Genomic DNA, 17,961 nt, shown 5'->3' with positions numbered 1-17,961 from the left:
ATGAAGGTACTGATATCCGTGGACATGGAAGGCGTCTCGGGGGTCGTGCACCCGAGCGAGACCAATCCGACCGGTTACGACTACGAGCGCGCGCGGCAGCTCATGACCGCCGAGGCGAACGCCGCGATCGCCGGCGTACTCGACGCCGAACCCGCCGCCACCGTGCTGGTCGCCGACGCGCACGGGCCGTTCCGCAACCTGCTGCCGGAGGCGCTGGACCGGCGGGCGCGGCTGGTGCGCGGGAAGCCGCGCCCGTTGGGCATGCTGGCCGGGCTCGACGGCTCGACCGAGGCCGTGCTGCTCGTGGGCTACCACGGGCGGGCCGGCGCCGGGCCCGCCATTCTCGCGCACACCATGAGCGACGCCGTACTCGACGTACGCGTCGCCGGCCGCTCGCTGGGTGAGATCGGCCTGAACGCCGCGATGGCCGGACACCTGGGCGTACCGGTGGTGCTGCTGAGCGGCGACGACACGGCTTGCGACGAGTTGTCCGAGCTGGTGCCGGGCGTGCGTACCGTCGCCGTCAAGCAGGCCATCGGGCAGAGCGCGGCCGTCACCCTGCACCCCGAGGAGGCCCGGGAGCGACTGCGCGACGCGTCCGCCCGAGCCGTCACGCGGGACGGGCTACGGGGCCAGCGGCTGGCCTTCCCGGGCCCGGTGGAGGTCGAGGTCGACCTCGCCAACCCGACGACGGTGGACCTGGCCACCCTCGTACCGGGCGTCGCGCGCGCCGCGGGCGGCCGTACGGTCGCCTTCACCGCTGCCGACTTCGCCGAGGCGTACCGGCTGGTGCTCCTTCTTGTACAGCTCGGGACGATCAAGCCGGGGTGACCACGCGCGGGTGCGGGCCGGGGTGGCGCGGGCCCGGAGTGCGACGGTGGGGCCGGGCCCCAACTACCCAACAGTTGGCGGGGGTTGAGGCCCGACTCCCCGGGCCCGCCCGCCGGGCCCGTTACCCCTTCCGCAACCCGCGCAGCAGCAGGGCGACCAGGCGGCGGGGGTCGTAGTCGGGGTCGCTGTCGCGGCCGATGCAGAGGTTGCCGACGCCGCGCATGAGTTCCTGCGGCGGCGTGCCGGGCTCGATCTCGCCGGCCTCGACCGCGGCGTCGAGCAACCGCGCGCAGACGGGCACCAACCGTTCCAGGAAGTAGGCGTGCAGCGCGGCGAAGCCGCTGCCGTCGGACTGCATGGCCTTGGCCAGGCCGTGCTTGGTGACCAGGAAGTCGACGAAGAGGTCCACCCACGCGCGCAGCGCGGCGAACGGCGAGTCCGCCTCGGCGAGCAGCGTCGGGCCGGCCTCGGCGCACGCGTCCACCTGGTGCCGGTAGACGGCGACGACGAGGTCGGACCGGGTCGGGAAGTGGCGGTAGATCGTGCCCATGCCCACCCCCGCCTCGGCCGCGATCCGGCGGATCGGCGCGTCGACGCCCGAGGTGACGAACACCGCCGCGGCGGCGGCGAGCAGCGCCTGTTCGTTGCGCTGCGCATCGGCCCGCTTGCCCCTGGGCGGCGTCTTCCCGGACTGGCCCGCAGTCGGCATCACGTACTCCTACCAGCGACGTTGACAAAGCGGAACAGTGCTCCGTATCGTAATTGGAACAGTGCTCCGCTTTCAGCTTAGCTGAAGCCGGGCCCTCCCGTACGCCTCGCCCGCCGCGCCCGCTCCCGGGCCCCGGCGGCCGACGCCCTCGAAGGGAACACCCAGCCCATGAGTGACATGACGCAGTCGAGCGACGCCGCCCTCGGGGCGCCCGCTCCCGTCCTCTCGGTCAGCCCGGTCGTCCTCCCCACCCCCGAACGGGCCGTTGACCTGGAACTCCGCGTCTCCGCGCCCGTCCACGGAACCAACCTGCCGATCCTCCTCCTCTCGCACGGCCAGGGTTACTCGAACCACCTCTCCTCACTGAACGGCTACGCGCCGCTGGCCCACTTCTGGGCGGCGCACGGGTTCGTCGTCCTCCAACCCACCCACCTCAGCTCACGCTCGCTGAACCTGCCGCCGGACACCCCGGGCGCCCCGCTGCACTGGCGCTCGCGCGCCGAGGACATGACGCGCGTCCTGGACCGGCTCGACGAGATCGAGGCCGCCGTGCCGCACCTCGCCGGCCGCCTGGACCGCGAGCGGGTCGCGGTCGCGGGGCACTCGATGGGCGGGCACACCGCGAGCCTGCTGCTGGGCGCCCGGTACGTCGATCCGCGCGACGGCGGCGAGGTGTCGCTGGCCGAACCCCGGATCAAGGCGGGCGCGTTGCTCGCCGCGCCGGGGCGCGGGGGCGACGCGCTGGTCGAGTCGGCCGCCGAGTTCGTCGCCTTCCTCACCCACACGGACTACGCCACCATGACCACGCCCGCCCTCGTGGCCATCGGCGACCGGGACGGCTCGTCCCACCTCACCCACCTCGGCCCGGCCTGGCACGCCGACCCGTACGCGCTGGCCCCCGCCCCCAAGACCCTGCTCACCCTGCACGGCGGGGAACACGGACTCGGCGGGGTCGCCGGCTACGACGTCGCCGAGACGACCGACGAGAGCCCCGAGCGCGTCTCCGCCGTCCAGCGCCTGACCTGCGCGTACCTGCGCAGCCAGCTCTACGCGGGCGACCCCGCCTGGCAGACGGTGAGCCAGACCCTGACGACCGGCCCGAACGCGCTGGGCCAGGTCGAGTCGAAGTGAGCGGTGGGTAGGCGGCGCCCCTGTTGCGGCATTCCTGTTCCGGCGCCCTTGTTCGGGCGCCCCCTCCCGGCGCCCTTGTTCGGGCGCCCTCCGTCCCGGCACCCCCGCTCCGGCATTCCTGTTCCGGTGCCCCTGTTCCGGTGCCTCCGTTCTGGCGCCCCCGTTCTGGCCTGTGCCGGTAAGGGCTAGGCCGCCAGCAGCGGGGTGAGTTCGGCGGCCCACTCCGGGTAGAGCGCGACCTTCTCCTCGTGCAGGGCGAGGACGTCCCGGGCCAGGGTGGGCGACATGTCGTCGGAGAGGTCCGGGCCGATGGCGATCCTGGCCAGGTACGGCATGATCTGCGGATCGCCGGCCAGGTGCACCGGGTCGTGCATGTAGCGCCGCAGGGCCGGCAGGTCGGCGATGCCCACGCAGAAGGCGTGGGTGAGGCCGTCGGGGTCGCCGAGGTTCTGGCCCACGGTCGAGAACGACACCGACTCGACGGCGGCCGTGCGCCGGAACACCTCCAGCACGCGCTCGCGCTCCTCCTCGGTCGCGGTCTCCTTGAACGCGAAACGCAGCATGTGAACGATCACGTCTGCCTCACCTCTTCCTTCCACCTTCTCGTTGAACCCGTTGGTTCAGAAAACTTGTCTCTTCGGTTCAGCCTTAGACTGAACCCATGGGTTCAGAAATGTCAACGGGCGGCGGGGCGGCGCCCCGTGGGCGGACGGAGCGGCGGCAGGCGATCCTGGACGGCGCGTTCACGGTCTTCGCGCGGCAGGGCTACGCGCAGGCGTGCGTGAAGGACATCGCCCAGGAGGCGCGCGTGGCCAAGCCGACCGTCTACAACCACCTGCACGACAAGGAGAGCCTCTACCGCGAGGCCGTCGAGGCCGCCGCCGACCGGATCGGGGCGCGGAGCCTCGCCGCCGTCGAAGGGCTACGCGAGGCCGCCACCGACCGCGCCCCACGCGACCGGCTCACGGCCGTGGCCCGCGACCTGCTCCGCACCTGGAACGACGAAAAGGCGCGTGCCGTACGGCAGTTGGCCTGCGCGCAGGCCGCGCAGTTCCCCGACCTGGCGGCGAGCGTGCGCGAGCGCACGGCCCTGCGCGTACGGTCCGCCCTCGCCGACCGGCTGGCCCGGCTGGCCCTCGCCGGCCACCTGCGCGCGAGCGACCCGGAGCAGGCCGCCGAACACTTCCTCTCGCTGCTCACCGGCCCGCTGGAGTACCGCCCGACCGCCGACCCGGACACCGTCGCGGCCAGCGCCGTGGACGTCTTCCTGCGCGCGTACGGAGCCTGACCCGGCCGCCCTGGCCGTGGGGCCCACGCCTGGGGCCGCCCGCCGGGGCCCGCCCGGGCTGACCGACGGATGACCTGGCCGGCTTACCCCGCCACCTCACCCACTGCCGCCTCCCCGCACCCCCCGCGCCCCCCGCACCGACTCGATCGCCCGCGCCAGGCTGTCCGCGCCGTGGCCGAGGGCGAGTTGGTCCGCGAACAGGGACTGGAGGGGGGCCAGCAGGTCCGTGGGGATGCCCTGGGCCTGGCTGGCGGTGAGGATGGAGGCGAGGCCGGCCGCGTTGATGTCCAGGTTGGAGGTCTCGGTGGCGTACGCGCCGGCGTCGATCTCGGCCGCGAAGCCCGGCAGCGCGGCGGCGGCGTCCCGGAGCCAGCGCACCAGCGGGTCGGTCAGGTCGGCGGCCGTGATGCCGTACGTCTCGGCGAGCGCCACCGCGTGGAAGAAGCCCGCGAACATGCCGTACATGCCGCTGAGGATCGCCGTGTCGTAACCCGCCGCCGTCTCCGGGCGCTCGCCGGTGAACCGGGCGGAGCCGAAGAGTTCGAGCCGTTCGCGGTGGGCCGCGAAGGCCGCGGGCGAGCCGCTGTAGAGGACGAACGCGCTCGGCGTGCCGATGGTCTGCGGCACCGCGTACACGGCCCCGTCCAGGTACGACGCGCCCTGCGCGGCCACCCACGGGGCGATGTCGCCGACCTGTTCGGGGGTGCCGGAGGTGACGTTGAGCAGGACGCGGCCGGCGAGTACGTCGGCGGCGGGGGTGAGGAGTTCGCGCACCACGGCGTAGTCAAGCACGCAGACGATCACCAGGTCGGCCGCCGCGACCGCCTCGGACACCGTCTCCGCGCGCCGCGCGCCGCGCTCGACCAGCGGTTCGGCACGGGCGGCCGACCGGTTCCAGACGGTCACCCGGTAACCGGCGTCCAGGAGCGTCCCGGCCAGCACGCGGCCCAGGTTGCCGAGCCCGATGACCGCGATGTGCTGGTCGTGATCGTTCCCAGGTTGGGGTTGGGGTTGGGGCTGGGGCTGGGAGGGGGTGGTGGGTTGGGACTGGGGCTGGGGCTCGGTGCTGGGCATGGCGTGGCTCCTGTGGTGAGTGTGGGTGTGGGGTGTGGGTGTGGCCGGCGTACGTCGCGTACGTGGCGTGGTGCCCCACGGCGCCGGCTCGGCGGCCCCCGGGGCGTGGTCTCACCCTGCGGGTAGGGGCTGCCGGTCGGCTGTCGGTTCGCTGTCGTTCGTCCGTCGCGGGCGGGCGCACCGGTGGGAATGTGTCCGAGCGCACCGGTGGGGACGCGGGCGGGGAGGTGGAGGGAACGCGGGTGGGAACGGTCGTTCGAGGCGGCGGGCTATCGTGATCTCCATGCGATTCGGGGTGCTGGGCCCGCTCGCCGTGTGGACGGCGGACGGCGCGCCCGTGCCGGTCCCGGGGGCGAAGGTGCGGGTGCTGCTCGCGCGGCTGCTCGTGGACCCGGGGCGGCCGGTGGCCGTGGAGCGGCTGGTGGACGCCCTGTGGGACGACGACGCGCTCCCCGCGCACCCGACCAACGCGCTCCAGGGCAAGGTGTCGCAGCTCCGCCGCGTGCTGGCGGCGGCCGAGCCGGGCGGTCGGGACCTGCTCACCGCCGGCCCGGCCGGCTACGCGCTGCGGGCCGGCGCCCCCGCTGACGTTCCCACTGCCGCGGACGGCGCGGCCGTCGACGCGGCCCACTTCGCCGCGCTGCTCCGCCGGGCCCGCGACACGGCGGACCCGCGCGCCCGCGTGCGGGTGCTGACGCGGGCGCTTGAGCTGTGGCGCGGCGAGGCGTTCGCCGACTTCGCGGACCGCCCGTTCGCGCGGGCGGCCGTCACCCGGCTCGACGAGGACCGGCTGACCGCGTGGGAGGAGCGCGCCGAGGCCCGCCTCGCGCTGGGCGAACACGCCGCGCTGACCGGCGAGCTGAGCGCCCTGGTCGAGCGCTACCCGCTACGGGAACGGCTGCGGGCCGCGCACTTGCGGGCCCTCTACCTGGCCGGGCGGCCGGCCGAGGCCCTGGCGGAGTACGCCGCGCTGCGCCGCCGCCTGGCCGACGAGCTGGGCCTGAGCCCGAGCCCCGAACTCGCCGCCCTCCAGCAGGCCATGCTCCGCCAGGACCCGTCCCTCGACGCGCCGCCGGCCCCGCCCGGGGCATGCGTCGCGGGCGGGGCCGCGCCCGGTGTGGTGCCGAACCGCGTACCGGGACCCGCCGCCCCGGCGTCCCCCCGCCCCGGCCCGGGCCCGGGCACCCGCCCCGGCCCAGGCCCCGGCCCCCGCCCGGGCAACCTGCCGGCCCCCGTCTCGCCACTCATCGGCCGCGCCGACGCCGTGTCCGCCGTCGCCGAACTCCTCGGCCCGCACCGCCTGGTGACCCTCACCGGACCGGGCGGCGTCGGCAAGACGCGCCTCGCCCTGGCCGCGGCGGCCCGGCTCCGGGGCCGCGCCATCGCCCCGTACGCCGACGCCCCGTACGCCGACGATCCGACCGTCGAGGGCCCGACCGTCGAGGCCCCGTCCGCCGACGACGCGACCACCGATGGCGGCTTTCCGGACGGGGTGTGGCTGGTGGAACTGGCCACCCTCGACACCGAAGCCCAGGCGGGCCCGGACGCGGACGCCAGCGCGAACCCGGACGCGTACGACGCGGGGACGTATGCCGTGGTCGAGCGCGTGCTGAAGGTGCTGGCCATCCGCGACGACATCCCGCACTCGCCCGGCCCCCAGCCCGGCCCCGGACCCGCGCCCGGCCCCGGACCCGATTCCGCCTCCGCCCCTGACCCCGCCTCCGCCTCCGCTCCCGCCGCCGGCCGAACGGATCCCTCGCGCGCGTGCGGTGCCGATCGGCTCGATCGGTTGGTGTGGGCGGTGCGCGCGATGCGGATGTTGTTGGTGCTGGACAACTGCGAACACCTCGTGGAGCCGGTCGGGCGCGTGGTGGCGGCGCTGTTGCGGGCCGCGCCCGGGCTGTGCGTGCTGGCCACCAGCCAGGAACCACTCGGCGTCGCCGGGGAGCGGGTGTGGCCCGTCCCACCCCTGGAGCTGCCGGCCCCGGCGAGCGACGCGGACCCGTCCGCCCTCGAAGAGTTCGGGTCCGTCCGACTCTTCGTGGCCCGCGCGGCGAGCGCCCCCGGCTTCGCCCTCACGGCGGCCAACGCCCCGGCCGTCGCGGCGCTCTGCCGCCGCCTGGACGGCCTGCCGCTGGCCCTGGAGTTGGCGGCGGCCCGGGTGCGCACGCTGGGCGTGCACGGGCTCGCCGCGCGCCTCGACGAGCGGCTCACGCTCCTCTCCGGCGGCCACCGCGACGCCCCCGCCCGCCACCGCACCCTGCGCACGATGATCGACTGGAGCTGGGGGCTGCTGTCCGACCCCGAGCGCGTCGTGCTGCGCCAACTCGCCGTCTTCGCGGGCGGCTGCACGCCGGAGGCGGCCGAGGCCGTGTGCGACCAGGCGGCGGTCGCGGGGCAGGACGGCTCCGGCCGGGTGCTCGACGTGCTCGCCCGGCTGGTGGAACGGTCCCTGGTGGTGCTGGACGACGGGCCGACGGGCCCGCGTTACCGGCTCCTGGAGTCGGTGAGCGCGTACGGCGCGGAGCGGCTGCGCGCGGCCGGGGAGGCGGACGCCGTACGCGACCGGCACGGCCGGTACTACGCCGACCTCGCGGAACGGGTCGCGCCCCGGCTGCGCGGCCCCGAGCAGCGGCACTGGCTTGAGCGCCTGGACGACGAGGGAGCCAACCTGCGCCGGGCGCTCGACCACGCCGTACGCCATGACGCCGGCGGCGACCGCGCGTTGCGCCTGGTGAACGCGCTCGCCTGGTACTGGGTGGTGCGCGGCCGGCTCGCCGAGGCCGGCCGCGCGCTGGCCGCCGCCCTGGCCACGGGCCCGCACCCGCCCGCTGCCATCACCCCACCCCGCGCCCTGGCCACCGCCTGGCACACCGCCATCGCCCTCACCACGGGCACCGTCGAGCACTCGGGCCCCATCGACCACCCGGACCACGTCGCGAAGCCGCCCGGCCCGACGGCGATCGACGCCCCCGGCGCCCCCGACATCCCCGCGAGCACCGAGATCGTCGGCATCGCCGACACCCCCGCCACCACTGAGCCCGGGGAGGGCGGCTCCGGGGCCCGCATCCGGGCCGTCCTGTGGGCGTACGACGCGCTGGACGACCCGCACGGCCGCGCCACCGCGCTGTGGCTGCTCGGCACGGCCCAGTTGGGGGCAGGGGACGTGGCGACCGGTGAGGAGTTGGTCGACCAGGCCCTCGCCGGGTTCCGCGCGCTCGGTGACACCTGGGGCACCGCCGCGGCGCTCAGCGTGCGGGCCCGGCACGCGATGGCGCGCGGGGACCTCGACGCGGTGCGGCACGACGGTGAGTTGAGCGCGCGACTCTTCCGCGGCCTCGGCGACCGCTGGGGCCAGGCGCAGACCGTCTTCCCGCTCGCCACGCTGGCCGAGATCACCGGCGACTACCCGCGCGCCGCCCGACTGCACCGCACGGGCCTGGAGATCGCGGAGGAGTTGGGCCTGGGGGCGGAGGTGTCCCGGCGCCACACGGGGCTCGGCCGCATCGCCCTGCTGACCGGCGACACCACGCGGGCCCGCGCCCACCACACCCGCGCGCTCCACCTGGCCCGCGCGCAGAACTTCCGATCCGGCCAGGTCAGCGCCGAGATCGGGCTCGCGCTCGGGGCCCGGGCCGAGGGCGACCACGACACGGCCGAGCGCCATCTGGACGCGCTTCTGGACTGGTTCCGGGAGACGGGTTACGGCCCGGGCGGCAGCCTCGTCCTGGCCGAACTGGGCTTCGTGGCCGAACTGCGCGGCGACGCGGCCACCGCGCTCGCCCGGCACCTGGACGGCTACGCCGTCGCGCGCGGACTCGGCGACCCGCGCGCGCTCGCCCTGGCCCTGGAAGGGTTGGCGGGCGCGCGGGCCCTGGCCGGCGCGGCCGGTGACGCCGCCGCGCTGCTCGGCGCCGCCGCGGCGGCCCGCGACTCGGTGGCCAGCCCGCTGCCGCCGGCCGAGCGCACCGACGTGGACCGCGCCGCCGCGGCGGCCCGCGCGGCCCTCGGCGCCCCGGAGTTCGCCGCCGCCTTCACCCATGGCACCCGCCTGTCCCCCGCGGACGCCGTACGGGACCACGTCCCCGGCCCCAGCGCGTCGTGGCCCCCTGACCTGCTGCCCCTCGCGATCGAGACGCGCCACGCGGCAACCGCACGTCCCCGTCCCGCGTCTTCGCCCTCGCGCACGGCAGACACGGCAGACACAACGGGCACGGCAGGCACGACAAGGCAGGACAGGCACACCGAGAACGGCGACGGGGGAACGGTGAACGACGTCAGCTACACCGAAAAGTCACGGATTCCGCTGGCCACCACGGTCGAACTCTCCATCAGGTCGCTGCGGGTCGGCGGGACCCATACGCCGCTGTCCCACCTCAACATGGTGGCGATGGCCGACGCGTTCCTGCGCGGCCAGTGGCTCGGCGGGGGCGGGGCCGAGCGCGCGCTCGACGGGTTGCCCACGGGCAGCGGCGTCGTGCCGGTGGTCCGCGCCTCGGGCTCGGTCAAGCCGGTGAAGGCGCGCCGGGCGCGGGAGTTCGCCGACGCGCTGGGGCAGATGGCCGTGCACCGGAGCGGCGGCGCCGAGGCGGTGGCAGCGGCTGCGGCCCAGGCGCGCGGCGAGGGCGTACCGCTGTGGATAGCCCGCCGCCAGGCGCCCGGGCCCACCAGCCCGATCACCGTGACCGTGGACCGCCGGCTGGTGCGCGCCGACGTGTGGGGCGCGGACACGCCGGTCGTCCGCCTGCGCGGCCCGTACGGCATGCCGTCCGGAACCCGGGACGCGGCCGGCATGCTCGCGGTGACCGTGGACGAGCGGCCGGCGTCGCTCGCCGTGCGGCAGAGCTGGCGCAGGTCGCAGCGCGCCGTCACCCTGCGGACCGAGCAGGGCGAGTGGGAGCTGCGCCGGTACGACCACCGAGGTTCCGAACTGCGCCGCGACGGCCGGCCGGTGGCCCGCCTGACCCGGGCTGAGCCGGCCCGCACCCGTAGCCAGCCGCTGCTGCCCCTCGCCGGCGTGCGCTACGAGAGCGCGGACCCGCTCGACGCCGTGCTGGCCCAGTTCTTCGCGATCGCCTTCGCCCTCGGCGACGGCACCGGCTCGATCCGCTTCGGCACCCGCCGCCCCGCTCCCGACCCGGGCGAGCCGATCACCTGGGAGCAGCCGTGGTTCACGCACATCGGCGGCGGCAGCGACGACTCGGGCGGCGGCTCCAGCGGGGACGGCTGGGGTGACGGCGGCGGGAGCGACGGCGGCGGGGGCGGCGATGGTGGCGGGGGCGGCGACGGCGGTGGCGGGGGCGAATAGTCGCCTCCGCCGACGCCACGTGCGGCGGCCCCAACTGCCATGTCGCGCGCGGTTGTTGCGGCGGTGCTACAGGCACGTGTACGGGCGGCCCGGTGGCTTCCGGAGGGTGTTCGCGCACCCGTACCGTGCTGTGGCGATCACCAAGCGTCGCGCCGAGAGGAAGCTGGTGCAGCATGTCCGTCACCGACGAGTACCTGGCCAACAACGAGACGTACGCCGCTTCCTTCGAAGGGCCGCTGCCGTTGCCGCCCTCCCGTCACGTGGCGGTGGTGGCCTGCATGGACGCGCGCCTGAACGTGTACGCGGCGCTGGGCATCCGGGAGGGTGAGGCGCACGTCATCCGTAACGCCGGGGGCGCGGTCACCGAGAACGAGATCCGGTCGCTGGCGATCAGCCAACGGCTGCTCGGTACGCGGGAGATCGTGCTCGTCCACCACACCGACTGCGGGATGCTGACGTTCTCGGACGACGCGTTCCGGCGGCAGATCGAGGAGGAGACGGGCATCCGACCGCCGTGGGCGGCGGAGGCGTTCGGCGACGTGGAGCAGGACGTGCGGCAGTCGGTGCGGCGGATCAAGGCCAGCCCGTTCGTGCCCCACACGGACGCCGTGCGCGGCTTCGTCTTCGACGTGGCGACGGGGCGCCTCAACGAGGTGAGGTGAGGTGAGCGAGGGCTCCGGCCGTCCCCGCCCGGGCCCGCGCCGCCGCCTACTCCACCCCGGCCCCGCCCGCGATCCGGTTGATCTCCCGGCTGCGCAGCACCCGTTCGCCTTCGCCGCCGCCGCGCCGCCCGACGACGGCGATCATGGCCTGTCCCAACCGCTCCGTCGAGGTCACCTGCCCGGGCGCGACCCGGCGCAGCACCGGGTACGCCCAGGAGGTGGCCGCGTACGCCGCCCGGTACAGCGGCGTCTTGGACCGCTCGCCGTGCACCGGGTGGATGTAGTTCGGCCGGAACAGGTACGCGTCCAGGCCGTCCATCGCCAGCAGCGCGTTCTCCGTCTCCCCCTTGACCCGCGCCCACCTGGCCCGGGACCGGCCGGTGCCATCGGTGCCCTCGCCGGAGACGTAGGTGAAGGTGAGCCCCGGGCTGCGCTCGGCCAGCTCGCGCGCGCCGGCGAGCGTGTAGTCGTACGTCACCCGCCGGTACTCCGCCGCGCTCTTGCCGCTGGCCGATATGCCCAGGCACCAGAAGCAGGCGTCGAGGCCGGCCAGTTCGGCGCCGACGGGCGCGAAGTCGGTGAAGTCGCCGTGAATGACCTCGCGCAGCTTGGGATGCCGTCGCCCGAGCGAGGTCCGGCCGACCGCGAGCACGCTCTCCACCCGGGAGTCGAGCAGGCACTCCCGCAGCACGCCCTGGCCGACCATCCCGGTCGCGCCGAAGATCACTACCTTCACGGCAAGCCGTCCCCTCTACCGATCCGCTCCGCCAGCCGGGTACGCGCCGTACCGGCCACCCGCCGACCCGATCCTGCCCCGCCCCCGCCCAGGACGCCACGCCCCGACCCCTGACATCCGGCCCCCGACACCCGAGACCCGGCACTCGCCGAGCCCGGGGCCCGGCCCGACCTGGCGTCGCCCGACCTGGTGTCGCCGACCAGGCGCCGCCCGGCGTGGCGCGCGGTCGCGGAGGGCGGGGGCGCGGGAAAGGATGGCCGTACCGTACGTCCCCCGCGACCGCCCGGCACGAGAGGAGGACGGGGACAGCCCGGGCCGCGTCCGCCGCCGGCCCCGGCGCCCTGACCGCCCATGGACACCAGCATCCGGCTCGCCCAGGAGCCCGCCGCCGACGCCCTGCTCAGCCGCAGTCCGCTGGCCACCCTGATCGGCATGCTGCTCGATCAGCAGGTCCCGATGGAGTGGGCCTTCGCCGGTCCGCACACCATCGCCAGCCGGCTGGGCGCCGACGACCTCGACGCCCACGACATCGCCGGCCGCGACCCGGAGGAGTTCGCCGCGTTGCTGTCGGCCAAGCCCGCCGTGCACCGCTACCCGGGCTCGATGGCGGGGCGCGTGCAGCAGCTCTGCGCGTATCTGGTCGAGCACTACGACGGCGACCCCACCAACCTGTGGCGCGACTGCGACGACGGCAGGGAGGTGCTGCACCGCCTGAACGAGCTGCCGGGCTTCGGCAAGCAGAAGTCCCAGATCTTCCTGGCCCTGCTCGGCAAGCAACTCGGCGTGCGGCCGGCGGGCTGGCGGGAGGCGGCGGGGGCGTACGGCGAGGAGGGCGCCTACCGCTCCGCCGCCGACATCACGGGCCCCGAGACGCTGGCCAAGGTCCGCGCGTACAAGCAGAGCGCCAAGCAGGCCGCCCGCGCGGCCAAGGGCGAGACGGGCGGCGGGGCGGGCGGCGGGGCGGGCAGTGGGACGGGCGGCGGGGCGCGGAAACCGGCCGCCGGGGGCGGGCGGGGCGGGGCCAAGCCGCGCCGTTGAGCCGGAGCCGACCGGTGTCGGTGCGCGTCAGCTCCCGATATGCGGCCCTATGTCGGCTCCGTACTCTCCGCTCATGGCTGCGCCGGGTGCCACCGGCCCGGTAGGCTTTCCGTGTGATCTTCAAGCGCATCGGAAACGGGCGGCCGTACCCCGACCACGGCCGGGAAAGCACCCGCCAGTGGGCGGATGTGGCCCCACGCCCGGTACGTCTTGACCAGCTCGTCACCACGAAGCAGCAGCTCGATCTGGAGACGCTGCTCGCGGAGGACTCGACGTTCTACGGCGACCTGTTCGCCCACGTCGTGAAGTGGCAGGGCGACCTGTACCTGGAGGACGGGCTGCACCGCGCGGTGCGCGCGGCGTTGCAGCAGCGCCAGGTGCTCCACGCCCGCGTGCTGGAACTGGGCTGACACACCCGCTCGGCCGACCGCGTCGGGCGGCGCTCTCGGCTGCGCCGATCGGGTTGGGGCCGACTCGAACGGTTGATCATTTAGTAGGCATGAGCGGCTGACCGCACTACGCTGCCGGCATGAGCATGCTGACGCCCCCCGGCATGGGCGGAAAGTACCGCATCACGGGTGACCGGTACCCGCGGATGCGCCGCCCCAGAAATCGCCATCGGATCGTGTTCGCGGCCATCGGCTCAGCCCTCGCCCTCGGCGTCATCGGCTGGGGAACGCTCCAGCTCATCGACGTGTTCACCGGCGGCGGTGGCAGCACCGCGCACGCCTCCGAGGACCGTGGCGCCTGCGAGCCACAGGGCACGCCGTCACCGTCGGCCAGACCGCTCCCGAAGCCGGCGGCCATCACCGTCAACGTCTACAACGCCACGACCCGCAGCGGCCTGGCCAAGGAGACCGCCGACGAGCTGCGCAAGCGCGGCTTCAAGGTCGGCAAGGTCGGCAACGCCCCGGCCGCGTACGACAAGAAGGTCAAGGGCGCCGGCGTGGTGCTCGGCCCCAAGGCGGCCACCGACGGCCGCACCGACGTGCTCGGCACGCAGCTCGCCGGCGCCCAGACCAGGACCGACGCCCGCAAGGGCCAGGACCTCGACCTGATCATCGGCGACGGCTACCGCAAGCTGGCCGCCGAGCGGGACGCGCGGCGGGCGCTCACCGCCCTGTCCCAGCCGGCGCCCCGCCCCAGCACGAACTGCTGACCCGCCCAGCCGCCGGGCTGCCGAGCCGCTGACCCGCCGGCCCGTCGGCCCGCGCCCGCCGTGATCCGGAGCGCCCCGGAGCGCGTCCGCCCCCGCGCCCCCGCTTCGGGGGGCGGCGGGCCGCCCGTGGGCTCAGCCCGCGGTGCCGTACATCCGGTCGCCCGCGTCGCCGAGCCCGGGCACGATGTACCCCTTCTCGTCCAGCCGCTCGTCCACGGACGCGGTGACCACCGTCACCGGCGTCCCCGCCAGCTCCCGCTCCATCACCTCGACGCCCTCCGGCGCCGCCAGCAGGCACAGCGCCGTCACGTCGTCGGCGCCCCGCCCGATCAGCTCCTTGATGGCCGCGACGAGCGTGCCGCCCGTGGCCAGCATCGGGTCCAGCACGTACACCTGACGGCCGGAGAGGTCGTCGGGCATCCGCGAGGCGTACGTCGAAGCCTGGAGCGTCTCCTCGTTCCGCACCATCCCGAGGAAGCCCACCTCGGCCGTGGGCAGCAGCCGCACCATGCCGTCGAGCATGCCGAGGCCGGCCCGCAGGATCGGCACGACGAGCGGGCGCGGGTGCGAGAGGCGCACCCCCGTCGTACGGGTGACCGGGGTCTCGATGTCCACCTGCTCGGTGCGCACGTCGCGCGTCGCCTCGTACGCGAGCAGGGTGACCAGCTCGTCGGAGAGGCGCCGGAAGGTCGGACTGTCGGTGCGCCGATCGCGCAACGTGGTGAGCTTGTGCGCCACCAGCGGGTGGTCGACGACGTGGATACGCATGGCAACGACAGTAACCGAGTGCACGTGCGACGACCGCTTCGCGCCCGGCCGCCGACAGTCTGTCGCCGCGGTGGCATCAAACCACCGATTCGGGGGAAAGTGGGCACGTACGCCCGGCCCGCCGCACCGGAGCCGGGCCCCGCCCGAGGTGGTGTGTCATGTCCGACCCAGACGAACGCGGCGACGAGACAACGCCGGAGGACGAAGCCGACCGGCGCCGACGGCGCGCCGCGTTCCTGCGCGAACTGCACGAGGCGCGCGAGCTGCGCGACCGCGTCCAGCCCCGCCGCGCCCGCGCGGCGCGCATGCGACAGGCCATGCGCATGCGCACCTTTCGCTGGTAGCGGAGCGACGACAGCGCCCCCGACAGCGGTGGCGCGCCTGTGCGACCGGCGCGCCGCCCCGGGGGCCCGCCGCGACACACCGCCCGCGCGGGGCGCGTTTGGCCGCCGTCGCGGACGGACGTCCGGGCGCGCGGGACCGGCCGCCGCGGCGCGCGGGCCGACCCCGCCGAGCACCCCCCACCCACCGTCGACGACGCACCGACACACCCCGGCTGAGCAGCGGGCGCGCGCCGGTCGAGCGCGCGCTGAGTGATCACCGAACTACCGAACGTACGTCCGGATCACCGAGCGCTTCCAGGGATGATCCGTCAGTGACAACGCGTCAGAGAGCCGCCCGACGCACTTCGGAAGACCCTTCGCGGCGCGCTGGTTTCTGCCACGATTCCGAGTGGCGGGGCGCTGCCCCGTCGGTCCCGGCACGCCTATGACCAGTGGGAGAGTCACGGTGTACTTCGCCGCACTGCTCGCGCGCACCGAAGACGGGTGGGAAGCGAGCGACACAGACCTCGACGACGTCGAGTCCCTGTCCGATCTGACCGAGTTGGCCCGGGGGGCCGCGGTCGATGAGGACACGGTGCTCGTCTACATCGAGCAGGAAGAAGCGTGGTTCGGCCTCGTTCGGGTGGACGGCGAGGACGACCCGCGCACCTACGTATCGGACGCGGCGGCAGCCGCCCGCAGCTCGTACGGCGCGATGCTCACCGACGAGCTGACCGAACACGACGCGGAAGCCGATCTCGACCGGCTGGTCGACCTCGACGGCACGGAGGACGGTGAGCCCGACGCGGAGGAGGACGACGACGTCGCGCCCGACGTCGCGGGCGAGGCCGTGCCGGCCGGCCCGCTCGGCGACCCGGAGGTCCTCGCCGACCTCGGCATCAGCGCCAGGGAGCTGCGCGCACTGGGCGATGACGCGCTCAGCGAGATCGCGGACGTCCTCGGCTGTGGGGAGGTTCTGGAGGCGGTGCGCTGACGGCGGGTGAAGCCGCCGCCCGCCGTCGGCCGGGCGGCGGGACGGCCGCACACTGGTGCCATGACTGATCCCCTGCGCGCCCCCTGGCTCGGGCCGATGCGGCACGCCCTGGAGGAGGCCGTACGGGCCCCGGAGACCGGCGACGTCCCGGTCGGCGCCCTGGTCCTGGGCCCGGACGGATCCGTGCTCGGCCGGGGGCGCAACGAGCGCGAGGCGACCGGCGACCCCACGGCGCACGCCGAGGTGCTCGCCATCCGCGAGGCGGCGGCCCAGCTCGGCGAGTGGCGGCTGACCGACTGCACGCTGGTGGTCACGCTGGAGCCGTGCACGATGTGCGCGGGGGCGATCGTCCTCGCGCGCCTCGACCGGGTCGTCTACGGGGCGGTGGACGAGAAGGCGGGCGCCGTCGGCTCCCTGTGGGACGTCGTACGCGACCGCCGCCTCAACCACCGCCCCGAGGTCATCCACGGCGTCCTGGCCGACGAGTGCGCCGCCCTGCTGACCCACTTCTTCCGCGACCGCTAGGCGCCGCCCCCGTCCCCGTCTCGTACGGGCCGCCACAGGCGTCACACGCGCCACAAACGGGACGGAAACCCCCCAAACTTCCTCCGACCCGGAACCGATTTCGGCGCACGGCCCACCGTCCGCTAAGCTCTCTCTCGGTAGCGTGTCCGAGCGGCCTAAGGAGCACGCCTCGAAAGCGTGTGAGGGGGCAACTCCTCCGTGGGTTCAAATCCCACCGCTACCGCTTCTGGGAAACCGCCCCTGACCTGTGAGAACGGGTCAGGGGCGGTTTTTCGTTGTCGCGCGCCGGGTGGCCGGGGCCGGGTGGCCGGGGTTGTGGTGGGTGCGCGCGGGGGCGTGGGCGCGGCCCGGGCCCTGGTGGGAGGGGCCTAACGGCCGGGCGTTACCCGCTCACGTCGGCGCGGCTGCGGGACGTGACTGAGGTGTTGTCGGAACGTCAGCGGCCCCGGGAAAGGTGGTTCCCACGCCGCGGGAACGACACCGAAGAGTCCCGCACCGCACGTAGGAGGAACCGCTCATGCGCACTTCTCGGACTCGCACCGCCACCCTGGCCGCCGTCACCGCCGCGCTGGCGCTGGGCCTGACCGCGTGCGGCAGCTCCGACGACGGCTCGAAGGCGGCGGGGGGCGACAAGACCACCGGCACCACGCAGCACCAGACCGCGCCCCCCGAGGACGGCGACGGCGGCAAGGGCAGCACCACCGGCGGCGCGGACGGCGGCGCGGACGGCGCGGGCGACACGAGCGCCAAGGGCGGCGCGGAGCGGGCCAGCGGCGGGGGTGACAGCAAGGAGGCCGCGCGTTCCAAGACGGCCCCGGACACGGCGGACAACGGCACGGCGGCCGACGTGCGGCAGTGCGTCGGCGACGAGATCACGGTCGACGCGGACCACCGCTTCGCCGGCGAGCAGGGCGACCACCTGCTGCTCACCGTGTCGAACGCGGGCGACGAGCCGTGCTGGGTCACCTCGTACCCGTCCGTGAAGCTCGGTGACGACCTCGACGACCCGGCACCGCTGCCGCACTCGGAGAAGGACCGCCCGGGCGGCGACGAGCGGATCACGCTCCACCCCGGCACCCCGGTCTACAGCGCGGTGAACCTCTTCGACCACGGCTCGGACAACCGCACCGCCACCTCGTTCGCGATGGCGCTGCGGGACACGAACGGCCAGACCCAGCCCTACTACTCCGTCGACGTCAAGGGCGACCAGCCGAAGTTCACCTGGACCGAGGCCGACGTGCTGAACTGGAGCACCGAGAAGCCGTACGACTTCTGAGCCCCCGTGTTCTGAGCCCCCGTGAGCCTCTCCGACACCGCGCCGCACGCCGACTCCCGCCAGGGCGTCGCCTGCCAGTGCCCGCCCCCGACCTGGGAGAACAGGCCGGGGGCGACGCGCTTTCACGCCCCTGCGGGAT

The 17,961-nt window shown here is 75.0% G+C and carries 17 protein-coding genes and 1 tRNA gene; 13 read left to right on the top strand and 5 right to left on the bottom strand.

The features are described from left to right. Entirely contained in the window at window positions 1-831 is an 831-nt protein-coding gene (locus AC3CHW_RS17705) for a M55 family metallopeptidase (RefSeq protein WP_488467082.1), read from the top strand. 121 nt (window positions 832-952) lie between these two features. Here the strand turns inward: AC3CHW_RS17705 and AC3CHW_RS17700 are convergent, their stop codons facing one another. After that, on the bottom strand, window positions 953-1,540 hold the full coding sequence (locus AC3CHW_RS17700; protein WP_488467081.1) for a TetR/AcrR family transcriptional regulator: 588 nt from the start codon (window positions 1,538-1,540) through the stop codon (window positions 953-955). Window positions 1,541-1,708: 168 nt separating this feature from the next. Between AC3CHW_RS17700 and AC3CHW_RS17695 the strand changes: the two genes are divergently transcribed. Next, window positions 1,709-2,671: an alpha/beta hydrolase family protein gene (locus tag AC3CHW_RS17695; RefSeq protein WP_488467080.1), complete on the top strand. Its 963-nt coding sequence runs from the start codon at window positions 1,709-1,711 to the stop codon at window positions 2,669-2,671. Between the two features lie 185 nt (window positions 2,672-2,856). On the opposite strand, the gene AC3CHW_RS17690 is transcribed toward AC3CHW_RS17695, so the two are convergent. Next, window positions 2,857-3,246 carry a Dabb family protein gene (locus tag AC3CHW_RS17690; RefSeq protein ID WP_398608205.1) on the bottom strand — a complete coding sequence of 130 codons (390 nt, stop codon included), beginning with the start codon at window positions 3,244-3,246 and terminating at the stop codon, window positions 2,857-2,859. Between the two features lie 86 nt (window positions 3,247-3,332). On the opposite strand from AC3CHW_RS17690, the gene AC3CHW_RS17685 reads away from it, so the two are divergent. Then, window positions 3,333-3,959 carry a TetR/AcrR family transcriptional regulator gene (locus tag AC3CHW_RS17685; protein ID WP_488467079.1) on the top strand — a complete coding sequence of 209 codons (627 nt, stop codon included), beginning with the start codon at window positions 3,333-3,335 and terminating at the stop codon, window positions 3,957-3,959. Window positions 3,960-4,055: 96 nt separating this feature from the next. Here the strand turns inward: AC3CHW_RS17685 and AC3CHW_RS17680 are convergent, their stop codons facing one another. Then, entirely contained in the window at window positions 4,056-5,033 is a 978-nt protein-coding gene (locus AC3CHW_RS17680) for an NAD(P)-dependent oxidoreductase (protein WP_488467078.1), read from the bottom strand. A gap of 283 nt (window positions 5,034-5,316) precedes the next feature. Between AC3CHW_RS17680 and AC3CHW_RS17675 the strand changes: the two genes are divergently transcribed. Together AC3CHW_RS17675 and AC3CHW_RS17670 are read left to right on the top strand one after the other, a co-directional pair. Beyond that, complete coding sequence (locus AC3CHW_RS17675; RefSeq protein ID WP_488467077.1) at window positions 5,317-10,341, top strand: AfsR/SARP family transcriptional regulator; 5,025 nt, start codon at window positions 5,317-5,319, stop codon at window positions 10,339-10,341. 173 nt (window positions 10,342-10,514) lie between these two features. Then, window positions 10,515-11,003 carry a beta-class carbonic anhydrase gene (locus tag AC3CHW_RS17670; protein WP_176162727.1) on the top strand — a complete coding sequence of 163 codons (489 nt, stop codon included), beginning with the start codon at window positions 10,515-10,517 and terminating at the stop codon, window positions 11,001-11,003. Window positions 11,004-11,049: 46 nt separating this feature from the next. On the opposite strand, the gene AC3CHW_RS17665 is transcribed toward AC3CHW_RS17670, so the two are convergent. After that, window positions 11,050-11,739, bottom strand: a complete 690-nt coding sequence (locus AC3CHW_RS17665) for an NAD-dependent epimerase/dehydratase family protein (protein WP_488467076.1) — start codon at window positions 11,737-11,739, stop codon at window positions 11,050-11,052. Between the two features lie 351 nt (window positions 11,740-12,090). Between AC3CHW_RS17665 and AC3CHW_RS17660 the strand changes: the two genes are divergently transcribed. The 3 genes from AC3CHW_RS17660 (at window position 12,091) to AC3CHW_RS17650 (ending at window position 13,936) form a co-directional block, all read left to right on the top strand. Then, window positions 12,091-12,777: an HhH-GPD-type base excision DNA repair protein gene (locus AC3CHW_RS17660; protein ID WP_488467075.1), complete on the top strand. Its 687-nt coding sequence runs from the start codon at window positions 12,091-12,093 to the stop codon at window positions 12,775-12,777. A gap of 113 nt (window positions 12,778-12,890) precedes the next feature. After that, window positions 12,891-13,187 (top strand): type II toxin-antitoxin system VapB family antitoxin, encoded by a 297-nt coding sequence (locus AC3CHW_RS17655; protein ID WP_003986294.1) that lies wholly within the window; start codon window positions 12,891-12,893, stop codon window positions 13,185-13,187. A gap of 119 nt (window positions 13,188-13,306) precedes the next feature. After that, the gene (locus tag AC3CHW_RS17650; protein WP_488467074.1) at window positions 13,307-13,936 is read left to right on the top strand and encodes a LytR C-terminal domain-containing protein; all 630 of its coding nucleotides are present in this window, start codon (window positions 13,307-13,309) and stop codon (window positions 13,934-13,936) included. Window positions 13,937-14,068: 132 nt separating this feature from the next. Here AC3CHW_RS17650 and upp read toward each other — a convergent pair whose 3' ends face one another. After that, window positions 14,069-14,704: a uracil phosphoribosyltransferase gene (gene upp / locus AC3CHW_RS17645; RefSeq protein WP_176162730.1), complete on the bottom strand. Its 636-nt coding sequence runs from the start codon at window positions 14,702-14,704 to the stop codon at window positions 14,069-14,071. A gap of 158 nt (window positions 14,705-14,862) precedes the next feature. On the opposite strand from upp, the gene AC3CHW_RS17640 reads away from it, so the two are divergent. From AC3CHW_RS17640 to AC3CHW_RS17620, 5 genes are all read left to right on the top strand, one after another. Beyond that, on the top strand, window positions 14,863-15,048 hold the full coding sequence (locus tag AC3CHW_RS17640) for a hypothetical protein (RefSeq protein ID WP_176162731.1): 186 nt from the start codon (window positions 14,863-14,865) through the stop codon (window positions 15,046-15,048). A gap of 424 nt (window positions 15,049-15,472) precedes the next feature. After that, complete coding sequence (locus tag AC3CHW_RS17635) at window positions 15,473-16,021, top strand: tRNA adenosine deaminase-associated protein (RefSeq protein ID WP_488467073.1); 549 nt, start codon at window positions 15,473-15,475, stop codon at window positions 16,019-16,021. Between the two features lie 60 nt (window positions 16,022-16,081). Beyond that, window positions 16,082-16,546: a tRNA adenosine(34) deaminase TadA gene (gene tadA / locus AC3CHW_RS17630; protein WP_176162733.1), complete on the top strand. Its 465-nt coding sequence runs from the start codon at window positions 16,082-16,084 to the stop codon at window positions 16,544-16,546. A gap of 136 nt (window positions 16,547-16,682) precedes the next feature. Continuing rightward, window positions 16,683-16,769 (top strand) — tRNA-Ser (locus tag AC3CHW_RS17625). A 294-nt stretch (window positions 16,770-17,063) separates the two neighbouring features. Further along, entirely contained in the window at window positions 17,064-17,822 is a 759-nt protein-coding gene (locus tag AC3CHW_RS17620; RefSeq protein WP_488467072.1) for a DUF4232 domain-containing protein, read from the top strand. The last annotated feature ends 139 nt before the right edge of the window (window positions 17,823-17,961 follow it).

Source organism: Streptomyces sp. MGP-BFMKR1 (assembly GCF_057766585.1).
The sequence above is the reverse complement of the archived record's forward strand: the minus strand, read 5'-3'. Positions and strand labels throughout refer to the sequence as shown.